Raw genomic sequence first — 19,140 nt, 5'->3', positions numbered from 1 at the left:
ACAGGGAGAATAATTGTCAACAGAACCTAATTTTTTTCAAAGGTGCTAGGAATATAATTATATCCAGCTGCTAAATCTTGATACAAATTAACAACAGTAATTAATTGCTCTAACTTATGTTGATTGACTTCAATCGCAAGCTCGTCTAGCCTCACTTTTTCTTTGATCAAACTCAGATGACTGATAATTCCTCTTTGATATAAAGTCTGGTTTAAACGATATGCATTGGTGAGCTCTCGTACTGCTTTTAGTACATCATTAAAGCGTTTGGTATACAACTCATGAGCCGACAAATCATTAGTTACATCCCTAAGCACTTTACGCAAAGTATCGCTATATCGATAATAAGAAGCTTTGTCCAATCCTTTAGCTTTGACTAATTGTCCATAGGTCGATGCTCTTAAAAATGGAACTTCAACAATAGCTTGGTTAAAATGAATTGCCTGGCCTAATTGTCCGCCATTTTCAACTTTAGCAATTTCCCCTCGAGCCATTGCTAAGTTAATTGCCGGTAATAAAGGAGCAAAAGCAATACCAATCCCTGCATTAGCGGCAAATAACTCCTGTTTCGCTTGCTCCATATCAGGTCGATTTTCAATGATATTTATTGGAAGAGCACCGATAATCATTTTTTGACCATTTAAATCCTTAAAACGACGACTCACGAAAATCTTATCTGGATTTTCATCTAATAAATAATGCAAAGCATTTTCACTAATCACAATATTTTGTTGTACTACTCGTTCTTTCGCTTGGATTAAAGAAAGCTCGGTTTTAGCAAGATCTATTTCAGTTCGAGCATATAAACCACCTTGATACATAGTCTGGGCAATCGTAATTAGTTTAGAAAGGTCTTGCTCCAAAGCATGCAGCAGTGTTAATCGCTCTATCTGGCTCAAATAATTAAAGTAGTTGCTGACAATTTGACTTATCACGGCCAATCGAACACCATGATACATTGCTTTTGTCGCTTTTAATTCATATTTGGCTTTTTGCTGTTCTTTGATCTGTTTAAAAATATTAAGGGTATAAGTAGGCACTACAGTGAGCAAAACGCCTGGAAAACCTAGATAGGGAAATGAAGAATAACCCGCATTTCCAGTAACCTCAGGAATCCAATTCAACTGTACACGCCTTAACTCACCTTGAGCTGCTTCGATATGGGCAACAGCGGCGTTAATATCATTATTATAAATTAAGCCCCTATCAATGAATGAATCTAAATTTGGATCTTTAAATTGTTTCCACCATGCAAAACAAGGTAATTTTTCATTGGAATTCATGTAATGACTATCTTGAGCAGCCCACTGATCGGGAACCACTAGTACAGGATTTTGGGCATGCTGGTTGCAAGAACTTAGAATGAAACTCAAAGTGAGTAAGCCAATTGTCCTTATCAATTTACTCTCCAATATATTTTATCCTTTGGCTTTGGTTTTCCCGAGCAAGTTGCTCGAGTATGTTTTGAGTTTCTAATTCCAACAGCTTGTTACGATGTGGCGATAAAACGAATAATCTACGTATATTATGATAGGCTTGTTGTACCACAGAACTAAAAAAAGACAATTCTTCAAGAAAATTTATTTCCGGATGAGTCTCATGTTTTGCTGCATCAACAAAAGCATACAAATCCAATATATTTGTGTTCAATGCAATACTTACTTGTAAATAACTACTATCACGCATTGGTCGTTGGATTGCTATATGAAAGAGCTTATTTAAACGTGTAATAATTTTTTTTTGTAAATCAAGATAAAATTTGCGTGATAATTGGCTGCCTCGAAATACGAAAAACTCAAACATGAAACACAGTAAAAAAGCAACAACTGTAGACAATAGATAATCAAAAAAGAAATTAGGAACGGCGTAATTATTTCCTCCATAATAATCAGTGCCTAATGAGGTCAAAGTCACTGTAAAAATAGTTGGAAACGCATAAAGTTTACCTAAAGAAAAGTAAGCCATAAATACAATAAAAGGGATAACAATCAAGATTAAACGAAAATCGATTTGCCCCATAACCCACAAAAAATAAGAAAGAAGTAATCCAAAAACAGCTCCCCAGAATCGGTGAATAGTACGTAATAAACTTGCCCCCCTATCAAAACCGGCATAAATCATCATTACAGCAAAACCTATCCATCCAGCATGAGAATACCCCATTAGCCGCTGAACTGCTAAAGCTGTGGCAAAAACAAGGCAAATCTGTAGTGCTCGCGTTTTTCGATAATCTATATTTTTAAACACAGATAATTCCAAGAATGTATTAATTTATTTAAAATAACCCACGGCGTTGCGGCTAAATCACAAGGTTGTTCTTTTTCAACTGCTTGTTTAAAAACATGGAGCTTTTGAATAAATAAATTAATCTTTTCACTATCCATCATAATTGCCTCTGCTTCAGTAACACAAACGAGTAAATGCAATTGATTCATAAGTAAATTAATCTTCCAAATCGAACGCAGTGGAAAAGAACGAGGCAACATCCTGGCATAGCGTACTAAATGGGTCGTATGGCCGCGGACTGGATCAAAAATAATTCGTTGATTTGCAACCATTAAGGATAAATGCTCTGTAATTTGTGCCATCAATAATAACAATGCTCTTAACCAAAGACGATAATAATAGCTGCGAGGAAAAAAAGCTAATGCAGCAAAAACGACTGCCATTGCAATAAAAGTATTTAAGCAATTATTTAAGATGGCATAAAAACTGGTATTAATTTCTCCATACAATAAAGAATAAGCACCTAAACTTAATGCAACAGGTGCAATAACAATAGTATGCATCCTGCTTTTAATGGCTATTAAATACAGCAGAAAAGAATAAAAAAATGCAAGAATAGGAAAAAAGGGAGTAATAGAAAAAATATCAAAAAGAAACGCACTAATAGCAGACCATAATATACAATAAAAAAGCAGTAAATTTTTTTTCTTCATTGTTTCGCCAACTACTTCGGCAGCCATTGCTGTTAGCGGAATATAAAAATAATAAAAGTAAGGGTTAGGAATAGAAAAAACGAAGTTAACCGCAAAAAGGATCAATAAAACATAGGCGGCTTTCATTCCATTTACACGATGATTCCCGTAGGGATCATAAGCTTCAATGATGTGAGTGAGTTTTGATATAAACATAGGCACTAGCACCAGGATGAAGGGGATATTTAGGATCCGGATCAAGAATTTCTATCTGGATTGGAAAACGTTGAGGCTCCAAAAGCCATTGATTGTTGCTACCCACTTTTTGTTGTTGCGTGCGTGGATCTGTTGTTTGCCGGTCCGCAGCCCATATAGTATTGACTATTCGTCCATGAAAAATTTTATTAAAATAATACATACGAAGCATTATGTATACCTTATCACCAGGCCTTACTCGCCGTAAGTCTGTTTCATATAAGTTAGCTTGTACCCACCATTTTGACGTATCAATAAATGAGAATAAAGGTTCATGAATTTTAACGGGAGTTCCTGGACCAATATAAAGATTATCAACTACTCCATCTGCCGGAGCTCTGACTGTCGTTAAATCAAGGTTAACGAGAGCATTATGTTTTTCTGCTTTGAGTGCTTTAATGAGTTTTCTTTGTTGAATGATTTGCTGATCTTCAATAGCAATTTGTTTTTTGAGTGAATCCATCTTTTGTTCAAGCGAATGCAAATCATAATCAAGTGTACGCACTTCAAGTTTTGACAAAGCCTCGCGTACACTAGGCGCTTTTTTTAATTGGTATTCAAACTTAGCTTTTTCGTAAGCATATTTTGCAGCAGCCAATAATGTTTCAGTTTTTTGCGTTTGGCGATTAATCACTTTAAGAGATTCGATTGCTTCTTCATGTCGTGCTTTTGCATATTCATAAGTTAAACGATAAGGTTTCTGATAAACCTCAAACAAAGGCTGATCTTTTTGAACACCACTCCCATTATGTACATAAATTTTAGTAATGAACCCGGAAACATCTGCTGCAACAGGCGTAACATTAGTTACAACAAAAGCATGACTTGTAAAAGGAATCAAATAAGAAAAAATATGATAAATACCAATTAGTACACTGATAACAATCACAATGACAGGCAAATTAATCTCATTTTTTGAGACTTTAAATATCCTTTTCATGGAGTACCTTTTTAAATCATTTATGCGGATTAAAATTTTCGCTACTTCAGGTAAAGATTAACTTTACAGGAAACAACGATTTTTTCCAAAACCTCTGCAAACAACGTATTATAGATACACGAGATAATTTTGAACATGCGCTTTAAGAAACTTATTTTTATTTTAAAGTTATCTTAATAAAATCTTATATTGTTATACTTAATGAAGATTATGGGACAATCATTAGTGCTGTATAAGGAGAGAGCATGATAAATGAAATGAAGATTCAAACCGTAGAGATTACAGTGGTACGAATTTATACCTTAGAACGAGCCGAAAATATCCCTTCTATTTTAAATTATCTACAACATGAAGCTAAAATTCGTGGAATAAGCGTTTTTCGTGCTATTAGTGGCTTTGGTGAAACAAATGTCCATAATGATTCTTTTTTAGAGGTGCCTTTTTCTCTTCCTATAATTATTGAGTTTTTTGACGAACCTGAAAAAATTAATGCCGCTTTAAAATACTTAACTCCAATAATAAAAAATGAACATCTTATTTTTTTCCCTGCTCGAGGAAATGCTTAAAATAATTGATTAAGTATTATACCGCCCTTTCAATAAATCATAATGCGCTTATTATGTATGCTTGTAGGAGTAAATATGTCTTCTCAGTTACAATTATTTAGTGATATTGAACCTATGTTGCTCCAATATAAAAATGCAAATGCCCTTACAAGAAGAGATATGTTGCTTAACGCAATTACTGGCGTACAAAAATTATCTGGAGAAATAACCTCTAAAAATGAAGCAAAGGAGCATTATAGAGTATTATCTTATACCGCAACATTAATTAACTATGCCGACATTTTAAATCGAATGGAAAATCAACAATTTTTTGATATTTTGTTTGATTTCTATAAAATGGACTTAGATGCTGAATTATGCGATTGGTTTGAGTTTGGTTCACCAGTACAAATGAGATTAAAAAAACCGATCTCTGAATATACCCCTGAAATTTGGGAAAAATTCCGTACAGCTCAAAAAGACCATCTTAAAAAAATTGGAACAGAAACAAGCTTTGATTTAGATCAACTTGATATTCATCATCCGCCAGCAAATCAATTATACCCCATTCAAATTCAAATGCTCAGGAAGCTTTTCAATGAAGCTGTAGATAGGATAAGTGTCAACACTAAAGGACAAATTCGTTTTGCAAAACGCCATGGTTTCTATCTATTACCCGGCGGAGGTATGGTTGAAACAAGCGACTCCACAGTTGAGATGTTAGCGTATAAAATGCTCCAAGAACATTTGGAAGAAGAACATGCCAATCTTTATATAAAGGCAGCATCATTATATAATGAATTGGATAAAACTCTATTTGACCAACGTTTATTAGAAATATTAGACAGCCAACAAGCCAAATCGTTACCCAATAATTTCCAAAAAATCTTAAAAAAAATAATTAACGATGAGAATACAAATTCTAAATGTCTGCATGATGTTATAAATACAATCGATGAACAAAAAGAGAACGAGAAGAATGCTCATGTCAGAAAATCATTAATCGAATTACGCGCCCTAATTCAGGTACAAACCTTTGAGCTCACTCCTTTATTCGCGAAAGCTTTTACGTACATCATAGAAAACACAAAATGTGTAGACATTCAACAATATCTTGACACACGTGCTGTAGGTGGTTTTCAAATATCGCACGTCTTTATATTCAACTATCCCTTAGAAGAGTGGTTTAAGAAAAAATTTAATGGTGTAAATGATGCGTTGGGGGATGATATTAGTGGTTCGAAAATTGAACGATTGACTTTACTTGAAAGTATAACTCAGTTTAAAAAAATTAAATTTTCTCATCTATTAATTGGGTTAGCGGCCTACAATGAAGCGTTGGATAATCATATATTACAAATAAGTACCGTCTGGGATAATGACCAATTTGAGGTAGCCCGCAAAGCTATTGTTTCTGACGCCGCCCAATTTTTAAACCCAGTGAACATTTAAAAATATTTCTCCACATTATAAATATTACAATTGATCATAAAAATTTATGAGAGGCATGGAAAGAATTCTAGAAGTATTCTATTCTTAATAAGCTTGAGCTATTTCAAGCTTATTTTAAACAAAATTTTTATAAGGATAGTAATAATGGATGCATGGAACAGTGTAATTTTTATGAAAAGTAACAAACCTATGTCTGCTATGAATGAAATGGCAAAATGGGATGGCGTACAAAGAATGTGGTCTACAACAGGTGAATGGGATTGGTGCATTCAATTAGATCCTAAAACATCATCTCCTGAAAAAGCTGAGGCCTTCGTTGCTCGAATGCGTGACGGACACTGGGCAACAGAAACCAAAACAAATTGGTGGAAAGAAGTTCCTGCAAAATAAAGGGTTGGCTCGGAGCAAAACGCTCCGAGCTTATGGCAAATTACATCTAAATCATGTTCAACTGACAATTACTTCAACAATTTTTCTCTAGTTTCAAAAAATCAATTCAATCATCAATCTGCATTTACTTTAAAAATACTGTAAATATTTTATACTTAAAAAATATATGGAATAAGAGGTCAAGCAGATGGAAAATACAAAAAGAAAAATTGATTTTAAAGTAATTTTTGAATCGATTCCTGGGCTTTATCTTATTTTAGACAAAAATTTTACGATTATTGCGGCCAGCAATAATTATCTGCGCTCTACCATGGTTACTAGAGAACAAATTATAGGCAAAAATATATTTAAAGCGTTCCCAGATAATCCAGAAGACCCCTATGCCACAGGGGTAAATAATTTACGCGCTTCATTAAATAAAGTTTTAAAAAATAAAACTTATGACACCATGGCCATTCAAAAATACGATATTCTTCGTCCTAGCGACAAAGGAGGAGGATATGAAGAACGGTATTGGAGCCCAATTAATTTACCCGTTTTAGATGCCCAGAACCAAATTAAATATATTATTCACCGAGTTGAGGATGTTACAGAATACATCCAATTAAAAAAATCGCGTTCTACGCAACTAAAAATAATGGAGGAACTTCGTACTCGCGCCGGAGAAATGGAAATTGAAATTTATCAACGGGCTCAAGAAATTCAGACCGTAAATAAACAATTACAAGAGGTTAACAGTCATTTGGCCTTATTGGATCAAATGAAAACGCAATTTTTTGCAAACATTAGCCATGAATTACGCACACCATTAATGTTAATTCTAGGCCCATTAGATACATTGTTAGGAGATAAACCGTTAACTTCATCACAAACAAAAAAAATACAATTAATTAAAGAGAATGCTCTTCTATTATTAAAACATGTAAATGATTTATTAGATATTGCAAAATTTGATGCGGCGAAATTAAAAATTAATTATTACAACATTGATTTTGTAACCCTTGTTAAAAAAGTGCTGTCTTTATTTGAAGCAGATATTGAAGCGAAAGAATTACAAGTTTCTTGTGATTTTCCTAAAAAATTATTCATTCAAATAGATAATGAAAAAATAGAGCGTGTTATCCTTAACTTGCTCTCCAATTCAATTAAATTCAACCCAGTTCACGGAAAAATTAATCTTAAATTACATAAAAAAAAGAATCATGCTGAATTTTCTATTGAAGATAATGGCCCAGGCATACCGTCCAAATTTAAAGAAGCAGTTTTTGAACGTTTTTTCCAAATGGAAGAAAGTTTGTATCATTCAGCCGGCACAGGTTTAGGACTAGCAATCGTCAAAGATTTTGTTGAATCGCATAAAGGCACCATTAAAGTTAAAAAATCAAATTTAGGTGGTGCACAGTTTATCATTCAAATTCCATTAAAAGCCCCAGAAAATCAATTAGTACATTCCATGCAACCCCCGTTAAGAATGCTTGAAATACCTCATCACGTAAAGAAACAAAAAACAGGAGTGATGCAAACAAAAGGGGTAGAAAATGCCAACCGCCCGCTGATTTTAATAGTAGAAGATAATTTAGCAATGAATGAGTTTTTATGCGAAATTCTAAGTAAAGATTATCGCATTATCTGTGCGCAAGATGGTAAAGAAGGTTTAGAGAAAGCGATTGAGTTACTTCCTCATGTAATTATTAGTGATATCATGATGCCCAACATGAATGGAATCGAAATGGTTCATGCTCTAAGACAGCATTCCTCACTACTTTCCACTCCTATTATGATTGTAACTGCGAAAGCAGATGATGAGCTTCGTGTGCGCATACTCCAAGAAGGCGCCCAGGATTACATGACAAAACCCTTTTCTGCTCAAGAGCTTAAAGCAAGAATTGCAAATTTAGTTTTAGTTAAAAATGCAGAAGATGAATTAGAGCGTTTTGTTTATTTAGCGTCTCATGATTTAAAGTCACCATTACCCGCAATAGAACATCTTGTTTCGTGGATTGAAGAAGATACAGAGAACCAATTGACTCCTCAATCTCGAAAATACCTATCCTTTTTAAGAAAACGCGCTTATCGAATGTCGAACTTATTGGATGGACTATTAAAATATGCCCAGGCTGGGGGCATACATTCAAAAATTGAAACAATTAACTTTCCCGAATTAGTGAGTAATGTCGCTCATAAAGTGGATACTGCAAATGATTTCGATATTCATTGCGATAGATGCACTTTTTCTATCAAAGCAGAAAAAACACCCTTACAAGAAGTACTTTATGAGCTTATTGATAATAGTGTCAAACACCATCATCTCCATAAAGGACACATTAAAGTGGGTGTTATTGAAAAAACAGGTTATTATGAGTTTTTTGTTGCTGATGATGGACCTGGAATAGAAGGTGCATATCAAGATCGGATTTTTCAACTTTTTCAAACGCTACAATCTCGCGATATTTTTGAAAGTAGCGGAGTAGGGCTTAGTATCGCGAAAAAAATCGTTGAAACCCAAGGCTCTAATATCTGGGTCGAGTCCGCTAAAAACCAAGGTGCTGTATTTCATTTTACCTGGCCCAAGCGAATAGAAAATTTAAGAGGTATTGAAAAATAAAGATCGTTCCTAATGTAAGATAGCTACAAAGACAGACATTACAGGATAAGGCTTATTGAACAACATAAATCTCTTTTCGAACGGTTCGAAGTAAAACTACCTTCTCTTATATGGAACTCACGTTAACTTAATGAATTACGCTATAATGTAAAAATTGCACCTTAATAGACTCTAAAAATGCAAAATACAACCATGCAGAACCAATTGAAACAAGCCTATCAAGAAGTCATTGAGCTTCATGTCCAAATTGAGAGTTTATTTCACAACAACACTATTAATGAAGATCGATTGCCTTTCTTAAGTTATTTTCATCCTAATTTTACTATAATCCAACCCGATGGAGTCTTAAGAGATTATGTATGGCTTAGCAATTGGTACCATAATGCAGCAGGCTGTCGTCCCCAAGTAACCATTAAAATTGAACATTTTAAAGAGATTTTTTCTTGCTCAGATAACATTGTCGTTAGCTATGAGGAATTGCAACAAATCACTGAAAATGAGCATTTAAGACGTGTATCCACTGCAATTTTTATTCCGACCAACAATCCGAAACAACCATTGCTTTGGCGACATTTACATGAAACCTGGGTTAAATAGCAGAAAAATAATATGAATAAAATAATAATCTTAAAAGACAACACACTAGCACAAGCCAATGAACTTACTGCCTTATTAAAGAACAATATGGATGTGGAAATTATAGAGTTTCAGGACTCTATGGTTAACTCACTCGAAAAGATAACCCAAAAGAATAAAACAGTACTTATTGCATTGGGGAATCAATGTGAATTGGGGTGGACTCTCTCGAATAAGGTTAATGCATTTAAAGCAATAATCTTGATTTACCCCCAAGTGCTCAGCGATTATTTAACAATGCGCCATCAACATCCGTGTATGATTATTCATTCCCCCGAAAATTCGTTTATAACCCCGCAACAACTGACTGCCATTTCACGTCCCCGACCCGACATCGCTCAATTTATTAGTTCCTCGCACAATTTTCTAGAATATCAGCAAGAAATATTTGCGTTTATAAAACAATATTTACAAAATCCTAAAGAGGCTCATCTGACACGCATTATCCGCAATACCGAGATTATGAAAATGTTGCCAGCACCCAATCCAGGAGCCATTCGCATTCTGGAAGAGAGCAAGATTACGGTAGGAATAGTAATCCCAGATAAAAACCCTCCCTTTGAACATATCAATCCTGGTTATAAAAATGAAATTCATTTTGTAGTCTCAGGCACCGCTCAATTTCAGCATGGCAGTACCAACGAAAAAGTGATCGTTAATCCAGGTGATTTCGTTTATGTCAAAGCATTTGAAAAGCATGAGTGGACTGAATGGTCTGAGGATTTTAAACTTATCTTTATGCAGTGGGAGATAGAATGAGCCCTATAAAACACGATAGCATTCACAACGCTCATGTTACCCAGCCTGGGTGAGAATTGAAGTTTCAGTACCCAAACTCTCAGTTTTCGAAAGAATATATCCCTCCACAAAAGCGAGGGTCTAAAATATCTTGCCTAACAGTAAAAGCTCTTTTCTGGAGTCCTAATTCTTATGTTAGGCCATCGTGCTTTGTGCACGAAATTCAAGTGAAGCGTATTTCAGAACATTGAAATACGCTCTATCTTTCTGCATCGTCTTTCAAATTTCTATAGCTTCATCAGGCCAAACACCACACTGCACTTGTCCAATATGCTTCTTTTGTAAAAAAAGCATCACTAAACGAGATTGACCAATACCACCACCAATAGTTTGGGGTAATGCACCGGAAATTAATTTCTGATGCCAATCATAATCCAAACGGTGTTGGGAACCTGTTAATGCTAATTGATATTTTAACATGGCTTCATTGACCCTAATACCCATAGAAGAAAGTTCGAAAGCATCTTCAATTACTGGATTCCACACTAAAATATCCCCATTTAATCCAGTTAACCCTACTTCATTCACCGAGCTCCAATCGTCATAATCAGGAGCGCGTACATCATGAGGTTTTCCATCTGACAAGGCGCCTCCTATCCCAATTAAAAAAACTGCCCCATATTTTTTAGTAATCTCTCGTTCTCTTTCCTTAGGAGATAGATCAGGATACAAGGCAAGTAACTCTTCCGTATAAACAAAATGTATGTATTGTGGTAGAAATCGATTTAAGCCGTAAAGCTCGTTAACTGCTTTTTCCGTTTCCTTTATTGCTTCATAAAGTTCAATAACTGTTTTTTTCAAATAACTTAAGCAGCGATCTTTATTGTCTATGACCCGTTCCCAATCCCATTGATCGACAAAAACTGAATGGGTAGCACTTAATACCTCCTCATCGGGCCTTAAAGCGCGCATATGAGTATAAATGCCATCTCCAGCTTGAAAGGAACGCTCTCCTAATAACTTTCTTTTCCATTTAGCTAATGAATGGACAACCTCATACCTACGATCAGGTATAGCTTTCACCTTAACAGAAACCGCTTGTTCTGTACCTGATAAGTTATCTTGTACACCATCACCTACACAAGCTAATAATGGTCCTTGTACCTCAATGAGGCCTAATTTTTGTTCTAATTCACGCGAAAAAAACGTTTTAACAAAACTTATTTGCTTTTGTTTTTCAATAAAGGACTGCTTCATGATACTACCTCAGATATAATTGAATGTTATATTATATTGAATTTTTCCATTATTTTTATTGTTAAATTAAAATAAACATAGATACAAAATATAAAATCCATTAAAATGACATTTTAATTAAATAATATTTAAAAATTAACAATGAAAGACCTAGAAAATTATCAAATCGATAATCTTGATAAAAAAATACTCCATTCATTAATGAAAAATGCACGCACTCCTTACGCAGAGTTAGCCAAAACATATGCTGTAAGTCCCGCTACGATTCATGTGCGTGTAGAAAAAATGCGGCAAGCAGGCATAATTGAAGGGGTGCATGTGCACATTAACCCAAAACGATTAGGGTATGATGTTTGTTGTTTTATTGGTATTACGCTTACTCATGCCAAAGATTACCAATCTGCTCTTAAAAAATTAGAAGATCTGGAAGAGGTTATTGAAGCTTATTACACTATTGGTCATCATTTTAACATCTTTATTAAAGTGATGTGTCAATCAATTGATGACTTACAACAACTCTTAGTGAATAAAATTCAGCTTATTGAGGAAATACATTCGACAGAAACACTCATCTCACTGCAAAATCCCATCATGCGCTCAGTAACTCCTTAACTACATCTATTTTTTTCTCTTCCAACTTTGCCTGTCGCTAGCGGAAATCAGCTAAAAATAACCAGGTCAAACCTGGTTTCCGATATGCATCATTTATAAGCTTGCGTAGGGATAAGTGTTGAAAGAGATTCCTTCGCAGAAAGAGTTGCGTAGTTTTTAAAAAAGGTCATGTGAACTTTATTTTCGAACTGCATTTTCTTTTCATATAAAATTGAATCCACAAGTCGTTGCTCTTCTGAAGATAATGTATCGGAAAATAATAACAGTTCTTTCTGCGCGTCTCGGCAAATCTGTGAATCAGATAACAAATTATTGAGCTCATTTAATTGCGCACTTCCCTCAGTAGGATCTAAGAAATGAATTTTTCGTGCCAGCTTACTTAACAAGATTAATTTATAAATCTGCGGAATATTTTTTTCATCCTGCACGATCGTATAAAGTTCTCGAAGCTTCTGTAGATACATCTCTAACGTATCCGTTTCATGCTTATTTCCCATAGAATATTTAAGTGCCATATATGCATATAAATAAAAAATAAAACTCTTTGTTTTTGGATGAATTTCAATTGCATCTTTGTAAAATCCAAAAACTAATTTTTTTCCATGGGTTGTTTTAACACTCGCGTAGTAATTGCTTTCTGGGATCATCAAAAGCTTGATTGTATCATCTTTAAGCAACTGTTTAGCCACTGCTCCACTGGCTTCCGTATAATAATCTTCATGGAGCATTTTTTTCAATAAATGCAAGCGTTGTTCACGTCCTGCACTATCATTTTTCCCAAATCCAAAACTAATTCGGGTTCCAAATGAGGTTGTTCGTAACAAAAAGCACTGACTGATTTCATTTTGATCTTCAATAATTAGAATACAGTCATATTTCACCTGAGTATCTTGGGGAGCAATGCCTCTTTGAAACTCTTCAAAAGTAAGTAACTGGCCACCAATAGGTTTATAAGTGTCAAGATATAAATTATAGAGGTGAGCGATTTCATGCACCTCAAGGCTATTGACTATACGTTCGCCCGTTGGAGAAATTTTTTTAATAACTAACATTGTTTATCACTTATCTACGTGTTTGAACTTTTGCCGAAGAGCAAATTTAATATGCTCAACGGTTCTGAATTAAAAGCAGGAAATTATGCTTATTTCTAATAACTAAACGATGATCGCTAAACTATCAATATATTTTCTGTTAAGTACATTTTAGAATCCGTTTGATTTTAGAGTGTATATTTTAAATGAAAAATAATAAAAAAACACAAAGATTGATAAAAATAAATGCAAAATCATTGTGTTTGGGGTTGCCTAGTCACGTTCATTATACTAAGAAACCGATCTATATCTTTTGGTTCTTTGACTCTACTAAAAAATCCAGCCTGGCTCGTTGTATTTTTAGTATTTTGTTTTTCTCGGAGATGAGCGACGAGGTAAGCACTTCCCGGAGCATTAATAACACCTCCTGAAGATAAATGGGTAGCGACAATCAGATTTTTTACCTGCCTATATTCATTTTGTCCATAACATAAGCACATGCTCTTGCGCCCGTCCATCGCGTACGAAGCGATCACAAAAAAGATGTTTATTGTTGGTAATGAAGTTGTCGCTTTAATGATTGCTCGTGTTGCTAAATCGTCACATGAATTCCTTGCTTCGACAACAATGTTTTATACTTGGTGATAGGTAAAGACGTAACTATTTTAGGTTGGGCGAAAAACGCCCCGGAAAAACGAAACGTAGGCGTTACGTGAATATTTTACGGGGCGTTTTTCGTTCAAGATATCCAAATATGGCCGTTTCTGGATAAGGAAACCAATTGCGAAATGAGAAGATTGGTTATCGAGATTGATATGCAGCCAAAGTACGCCGACTTTCCGCTATTTCTGCAAGATGATCATCAGCAGTATCATCCCAAGATTTGACGAAACTAGTTGCTGCCGTTCCAATTATTGTTACCACTGCTGAAGTAAAATCAATAGCCATGCTTGTGTTTACATCATTAGCCGCCCACTGTTGCTTTGAAAGTTGTAAAACCCCAACGGTAGCAGCTACTAGACCAGAAATATAAAGATACCTTCTTTTATAGTTCGCTTTGGCAAGTTTTAATTCAGATTCAGCCGTGTCTAAATCCCCTTCAAGTATACTTATTTCAGCAGAAATTTGCGGGACTAATACGGATTGTATCGTTCTAAAAAAGCCGCAGTATTTGCTTTTGGAAACCTTTACCCTACATGGATGAACATTATCTGGTCCTGGTTGTTCGTTCTCTTGTTGCGGTCTACCTGCTTCCAGATCATGCAGTTCAAAATTATTCTGTTGTTGTTCCATAATTAACTCCTTGAAAAAAAATGCATTGTAGACCACGATAAGCCTCAATCATATACGCTAAAAAAATTTTATTATGAAAACATCAAATGATTTCCGCTAGCGACAGGCAAAGTTGGAAGAGAAAAAATAGATGTAGTTAAGGAGTTACTGAGCGCATGATGAGATTGCAGTGAGATAAGTGTTTCTGTCGAATGTATTTCCTCAATAAAATGTAAAGTAGGCAATTATTAAAGCGACAACCCCATTGCCAATAAGAGACATTTTTTCAGTAATATTTTGAATGGATATAAGCATATTCTGTTTTCACACATTTTTTAATCCATTTCTAGATGGATAATGCAGCAATCTACTCAAAGATGCAAAAGATTAAAAAAAGGAACAGGTAAACTTCAGAAAAGATGTAAGATAGATGAAGAGCAAATTACATGTAGCGATAAAAAATTGATTTATAACCTTGGAGATTTAATATCGCTACACTTGTATTGTATCACTCGAAACTTAATTTATGATTAATAATCTTTACTTTTTAATAGACTGAAAATCATCGCATGATTCACTCATATTGCCTTGAAGTATTGCTGCCAAAATTTGTATTTGAGTACGCGATAACGTATCAAATCCATTTAAGTTGGCAACAGAAGGCCATAACTCAATTGATTGTGCATAATATTGGGCTCCAGTTTTGAAAACATAACACAAATTATCATTTTCACTTTTTGCCAATACAGCGGGAGAAACCGTTTGAAAATCAGCATATACAGTACCATTGGCAACAAAACTCAATATTTTTTGATATATTTGCGCCAAATTACTATTCATAGATGATGCTTGATTTAAACCCTGATTACTGATAACACATGCCCCATGTTCAGCGCATTGCTGCATTACGCTATATGAGAAAGTGAAGTTAGGTTGTGAACTCCCCCCTTGCATGGGAAAAAATGGACTAATAGGAAAGTCCAGCCAAGTGTTTTTCCAAGCTGCATAGTGTAGATTTATAGCATTTGATAAACAATTTTGTTGCGCAATATCCGTATAACCTGCACTGATTAATGCGTGTTCTGCGTTTGGATCAGCCCATGAAATAAAGGGTTCATCCGTAGAGGAAGCACACGAGGTTACACTGATTTCGCGTATTAATGGTTCTTCATCATAAGTATAACCGTTTATATCGGTTGCATTAGCTAAAGCGGATAAAAAGTTGGCCCAATTATCTAAATAATCTTCCTCCCACCAATGGGCCACTGTTCCCTTTTGGGTGACATTTCCTTTTTGAGCGACAATATTTATAGGTTCATTTCCATTTAAATTTTTTACCCAGTTTGGAGCCGCAAATCCCGCCCAAACTCGCAATTTAGCAGTAATTTTTGCATTGGGATTGGCTTGATTATATGCATTAATAACACTAAGTGCTTGATCAATACTTGTTGTATCGAGCGTAATATTACCATGTTCATCTGGCGAATTAGGCTGTAATTGAGCCCAAGTCACATTAATTACAGTACCGCCAAAAAGTTGTACCGTATTGGACAATGTTAACTTATCTAAAGAATTATTTGGCGAAGGAGGATCAATACTGTCCTGTTTATTATAAAAAGTAATATCACCCATATTTACTAAACCTTGTACCGGAGGTTTATTGGGTAAGTTAGCAGCAGAAGATTGGCTTGTAAGCGTTAACGTTAGTATCGTTGATAAAGCTATTTTATTAAAGAGATTCATAAAGCCCACTTGTTATAAGAACGAATTGAACAACCATTTTGAGGTAATATGAATAAGTTATTTTATATGCAATGTTTATAAATCACTAGTCAAAAATAAAGTTCTTAAGATATCCGCTTTAATAGTATATTGAAAATTCGGCATACAGTTGCCAGTAGAGTATCCTTGACTCTATTCTTTGATAACGAGTAATATAAAACTATTTTTAGTGTGAAGGCATAATTACGTTTGACTGTTTTTGCATCGCATGTGAAAAAGATTTTTTCTGCAAATTATGTATGATTAGGGCAAGACTAAAATTTATATCTCAACATTAAATTGCTGAAACACGAGTAAATGGAATTAAAATGATTAACACTTTTTCATTTTGCACAAAATCACTTGTACTTGTAACGTCCGTTTGCGCAATGACATCATTTGCCCTTGCCGCCTCCCCGTCAATTCCTGTTCCCATTTATGGTTCATACATTAGGTACTTAGATCGCGCAAAGCAAACATTTAATGGCGAACCTAATCCTAACAGTCGACCAACCAAGCAAAAGGAAGATTTCTTCACTGTTTGTAAAGCCTCGGGGTGCGTAGCTCATACGCCCAATTTATATGCCCCTCCCGGTGCCCCCAAGTACATTGACTATCACTGGAAGAATAATCGCTGGGAGCTAAAGGCCTCACACCTCTTCAATTGCAATAACGGCAGTAAAGTCAAATCTACTCTATTCGAATTTTTTACACCGAATGGCGACGGAAGTTTTTCTGGTCAACGGAGTATTAAAATAGAGGGTGCAGGATGTCCGGAAGAAGGTCCAGGAGTATATAAAATACCTTTTAAATTAACCCCTGCTTAAGAGAATTTTTCCTATATCGTGCTGCAAATTTTTCACGCATTTTCCCGTGGACAAAATCTTTATTTCATATTGTTGCATTTATTTATAATAAGCTTGATATAATCCATTAATTGGCCTTTGAAAATAGTTCTAACGATGATGCACCCTAAATCAGTAATGCCAAAGCGTTTTATGGTAATTGGCGCTTTATCAGCAATGTTTGCCACAATTTTCGGGGCTTTTGCTGCTCATGCTTTGAAAACACAATTGAGTGCCTATCAAATACATGTTTTTCAAACTGGAGTTTTTTATCAATTTATCCATAGCTTGGCCTTATTATTTGTAGGCATAATTCTCTATCGATTCAATGCACAAACCATAAGAGTTTCAGGATGGTTATTTTTTGCGGGTATTTTGTTCTTTTCAGGTAGCTTATACTTACTGAGTTTGACGAACATAAAAATCATTGGAATGATTACTCCCATTGGTGGAGTGTGTTTTATTGCTGCTTGGCTATTACTGGCGATAGGAATACACAAAACCAATTAAGAGATGACTCATTTATCAAAATAAAGGAGTCAGAAGCGAATAACCTTATTGTCTTTTAAATCGCTTCTGACTTTATTTACTTATTAATTTTATAAAAGCACACACGTTGATAAAGAACTATTTTCTCGATCACTACTTTGATTCTCTCTTTTTACCTCATTTAAGAAAATCTTACCCCCTCTTTTTAAATTCAATTTAGATCCTGTGAATTTAGGGACAGCTTGGGATGAGCTAACTGAAGTTTCAAGCATTTCAATCCCGAGGTTTAAGTAATGAATAGTTCGAATCTCACTATTTACAAATCCTTGTACATTATGTTGATAGTATTCAAGTGGCGTTTCTTCAATTGTAGAAGCACTAAAAAATGAGCTTGAACTCATTTTATTCGATTCTACATTACGTTTTTTAAAAAGTGCCTTCATTGCTTGAGTAAAAAATGGGATGCATGACGCATTATCATTAAAACTTCGGTAAAATGGGCAGGCAAAACCCTCCTCTCCAATTTGAAAAATTATTTTTCCATCTACTTGCTTACAAAAATCTTTGCTTGCATAAAGAGATAAGGTAATCGTAGAGATTTTTAAACTGCTCTCTTCAATTACTTCACCAGCGAGATGTTTTCTGCCTTTTAAATAAGTGGTTATGGTCTCATATAAATCAGAAGGAATTCTATCCTTATCTGCAAGGGTATATGGTGTTTTAAAGGTTGCGCCCTTCATCGCTTGATAGGTAGGTTCATCAATAAAAATTCTCAGTGAAATAGGTGTTTGTCCCTCTTTTAAATGCCCTACATATTCGGAAACCAGGTGTTTGGTGTATGCAAGTACTCCTGGAAGTTCGGTGATCTTATTGAGTGCATGTGTAGTACCAGAGGCTTTATATTTCACTTCAACTGCATAACGCAAAGGTTCATTAATCTGGTTTTCTCCATTAAAAACTTGAGGATGGATAATTCCTCTTAATCCGCCACTTCCTACAAAATAATCAGTTTCAGGATATTGTTTTTTTAACTCATTAAAGTCTTTTACTTCTTGATACTGAATTTTAATGCCAATTGATGTGGCATATTCCCTTAGCCTTTTTTCCAAATCACTAATGGTCACTTTGGAATGAATGCTGTCTAATATCTCTCCAAAACCATTACTTCTATCCATTCCAGAAAAGGAACTTTGCTCCACATACATTGCGTGATTACGTATAGGAACCTCATATTTTTCAAACATTAGAATTTCTTTTTCTGGGAATTGCAGCTTTAATTGTATAGCACCTAAAAGACCAATAGGTCCTGCGCCAATAAAAATTACATCAGTCATAATTTATTGATAACATCTAGAAAAACAGGTGGGTATCATAACAGGTACAATTTTATTTTC

19 protein-coding genes are annotated in these 19,140 nt (G+C 34.8%); 9 read left to right on the top strand and 10 right to left on the bottom strand.

The genetic code is table 11. From position 1 onward, the window contains the following. Positions 1-26 precede the first annotated feature (26 nt). Genes Lsan_RS20525 through Lsan_RS20510 form a run of 4 tightly spaced genes read right to left on the bottom strand, consistent with a single transcriptional unit; the run spans position 27 to position 4,113 of the window. Positions 27-1,400 (bottom strand): TolC family protein, encoded by a 1,374-nt coding sequence (locus tag Lsan_RS20525; RefSeq protein ID WP_058516097.1) that lies wholly within the window; start codon positions 1,398-1,400, stop codon positions 27-29. A gap of 1 nt (position 1,401) precedes the next feature. Continuing rightward, positions 1,402-2,247: an FUSC family protein gene (locus Lsan_RS20520; protein WP_237762227.1), complete on the bottom strand. Its 846-nt coding sequence runs from the start codon at positions 2,245-2,247 to the stop codon at positions 1,402-1,404. Next, complete coding sequence (locus tag Lsan_RS20515) at positions 2,232-3,134, bottom strand: hypothetical protein (RefSeq protein WP_058515951.1); 903 nt, start codon at positions 3,132-3,134, stop codon at positions 2,232-2,234. Before Lsan_RS20515 ends, Lsan_RS20520 begins: the two co-directional genes overlap by 16 nt. Next, positions 3,103-4,113 carry an HlyD family secretion protein gene (locus Lsan_RS20510; RefSeq protein ID WP_058515950.1) on the bottom strand — a complete coding sequence of 337 codons (1,011 nt, stop codon included), beginning with the start codon at positions 4,111-4,113 and terminating at the stop codon, positions 3,103-3,105. Before Lsan_RS20510 ends, Lsan_RS20515 begins: the two co-directional genes overlap by 32 nt. 245 nt (positions 4,114-4,358) lie before the next feature. Here Lsan_RS20510 and Lsan_RS20505 point away from each other — a divergent pair, with 245 nt between their 5' ends. The 6 genes from Lsan_RS20505 to Lsan_RS20480 all read left to right on the top strand — a co-directional run bounded on the left by Lsan_RS20505 (position 4,359) and on the right by Lsan_RS20480 (position 10,500). Next, positions 4,359-4,679 (top strand): DUF190 domain-containing protein, encoded by a 321-nt coding sequence (locus Lsan_RS20505; RefSeq protein ID WP_058515949.1) that lies wholly within the window; start codon positions 4,359-4,361, stop codon positions 4,677-4,679. A 75-nt stretch (positions 4,680-4,754) separates the two neighbouring features. Next, on the top strand, positions 4,755-6,110 hold the full coding sequence (locus Lsan_RS20500; protein ID WP_058515948.1) for a hypothetical protein: 1,356 nt from the start codon (positions 4,755-4,757) through the stop codon (positions 6,108-6,110). A 144-nt stretch (positions 6,111-6,254) separates the two neighbouring features. Continuing rightward, complete coding sequence (locus Lsan_RS20495; RefSeq protein WP_058515947.1) at positions 6,255-6,500, top strand: hypothetical protein; 246 nt, start codon at positions 6,255-6,257, stop codon at positions 6,498-6,500. 187 nt (positions 6,501-6,687) lie between these two features. Beyond that, positions 6,688-9,105 (top strand): ATP-binding protein, encoded by a 2,418-nt coding sequence (locus Lsan_RS20490; protein ID WP_058515946.1) that lies wholly within the window; start codon positions 6,688-6,690, stop codon positions 9,103-9,105. 177 nt (positions 9,106-9,282) lie between these two features. After that, entirely contained in the window at positions 9,283-9,702 is a 420-nt protein-coding gene (locus tag Lsan_RS20485) for a hypothetical protein (protein ID WP_058515945.1), read from the top strand. A 12-nt stretch (positions 9,703-9,714) separates the two neighbouring features. Next, the gene (locus Lsan_RS20480; RefSeq protein WP_058515944.1) at positions 9,715-10,500 is read left to right on the top strand and encodes a cupin domain-containing protein; all 786 of its coding nucleotides are present in this window, start codon (positions 9,715-9,717) and stop codon (positions 10,498-10,500) included. A gap of 258 nt (positions 10,501-10,758) precedes the next feature. Here the strand turns inward: Lsan_RS20480 and asnA are convergent, their stop codons facing one another. Continuing rightward, on the bottom strand, positions 10,759-11,736 hold the full coding sequence (gene asnA, locus Lsan_RS20475; protein ID WP_058515943.1) for an aspartate--ammonia ligase: 978 nt from the start codon (positions 11,734-11,736) through the stop codon (positions 10,759-10,761). Positions 11,737-11,877: 141 nt separating this feature from the next. On the opposite strand from asnA, the gene asnC reads away from it, so the two are divergent. Then, complete coding sequence (asnC, locus tag Lsan_RS20470) at positions 11,878-12,348, top strand: transcriptional regulator AsnC (protein ID WP_058515942.1); 471 nt, start codon at positions 11,878-11,880, stop codon at positions 12,346-12,348. 89 nt (positions 12,349-12,437) lie between these two features. Here asnC and Lsan_RS20465 read toward each other — a convergent pair whose 3' ends face one another. The 4 genes from Lsan_RS20465 to Lsan_RS20450 form a co-directional block, all read right to left on the bottom strand. After that, positions 12,438-13,400 carry a hypothetical protein gene (locus Lsan_RS20465; protein WP_058515941.1) on the bottom strand — a complete coding sequence of 321 codons (963 nt, stop codon included), beginning with the start codon at positions 13,398-13,400 and terminating at the stop codon, positions 12,438-12,440. A gap of 233 nt (positions 13,401-13,633) precedes the next feature. Beyond that, complete coding sequence (locus Lsan_RS20460; protein ID WP_058515940.1) at positions 13,634-13,879, bottom strand: FAD-dependent oxidoreductase; 246 nt, start codon at positions 13,877-13,879, stop codon at positions 13,634-13,636. A gap of 301 nt (positions 13,880-14,180) precedes the next feature. Continuing rightward, positions 14,181-14,672 (bottom strand): hypothetical protein, encoded by a 492-nt coding sequence (locus tag Lsan_RS20455; protein WP_058515939.1) that lies wholly within the window; start codon positions 14,670-14,672, stop codon positions 14,181-14,183. Between the two features lie 519 nt (positions 14,673-15,191). Beyond that, entirely contained in the window at positions 15,192-16,394 is a 1,203-nt protein-coding gene (locus Lsan_RS20450) for a hypothetical protein (protein WP_237762226.1), read from the bottom strand. 347 nt (positions 16,395-16,741) lie between these two features. Between Lsan_RS20450 and Lsan_RS20445 the strand changes: the two genes are divergently transcribed. Beyond that, entirely contained in the window at positions 16,742-17,239 is a 498-nt protein-coding gene (locus tag Lsan_RS20445) for an MBOE_33420 family protein (RefSeq protein WP_058515938.1), read from the top strand. A 135-nt stretch (positions 17,240-17,374) separates the two neighbouring features. Further along, on the top strand, positions 17,375-17,767 hold the full coding sequence (locus Lsan_RS20440) for a DUF423 domain-containing protein (RefSeq protein WP_058515937.1): 393 nt from the start codon (positions 17,375-17,377) through the stop codon (positions 17,765-17,767). A gap of 89 nt (positions 17,768-17,856) precedes the next feature. On the opposite strand, the gene Lsan_RS23260 is transcribed toward Lsan_RS20440, so the two are convergent. Continuing rightward, positions 17,857-19,080, bottom strand: a complete 1,224-nt coding sequence (locus tag Lsan_RS23260) for a hypothetical protein (RefSeq protein WP_237762225.1) — start codon at positions 19,078-19,080, stop codon at positions 17,857-17,859. Positions 19,081-19,140: the final 60 nt, after the last annotated feature.

Source organism: Legionella santicrucis (genome assembly GCF_001468135.1).
In the GTDB taxonomy this organism is placed as follows: domain Bacteria; phylum Pseudomonadota; class Gammaproteobacteria; order Legionellales; family Legionellaceae; genus Legionella; species Legionella santicrucis.
The sequence above is the reverse complement of the archived record's forward strand: the minus strand, read 5'-3'. Positions and strand labels throughout refer to the sequence as shown.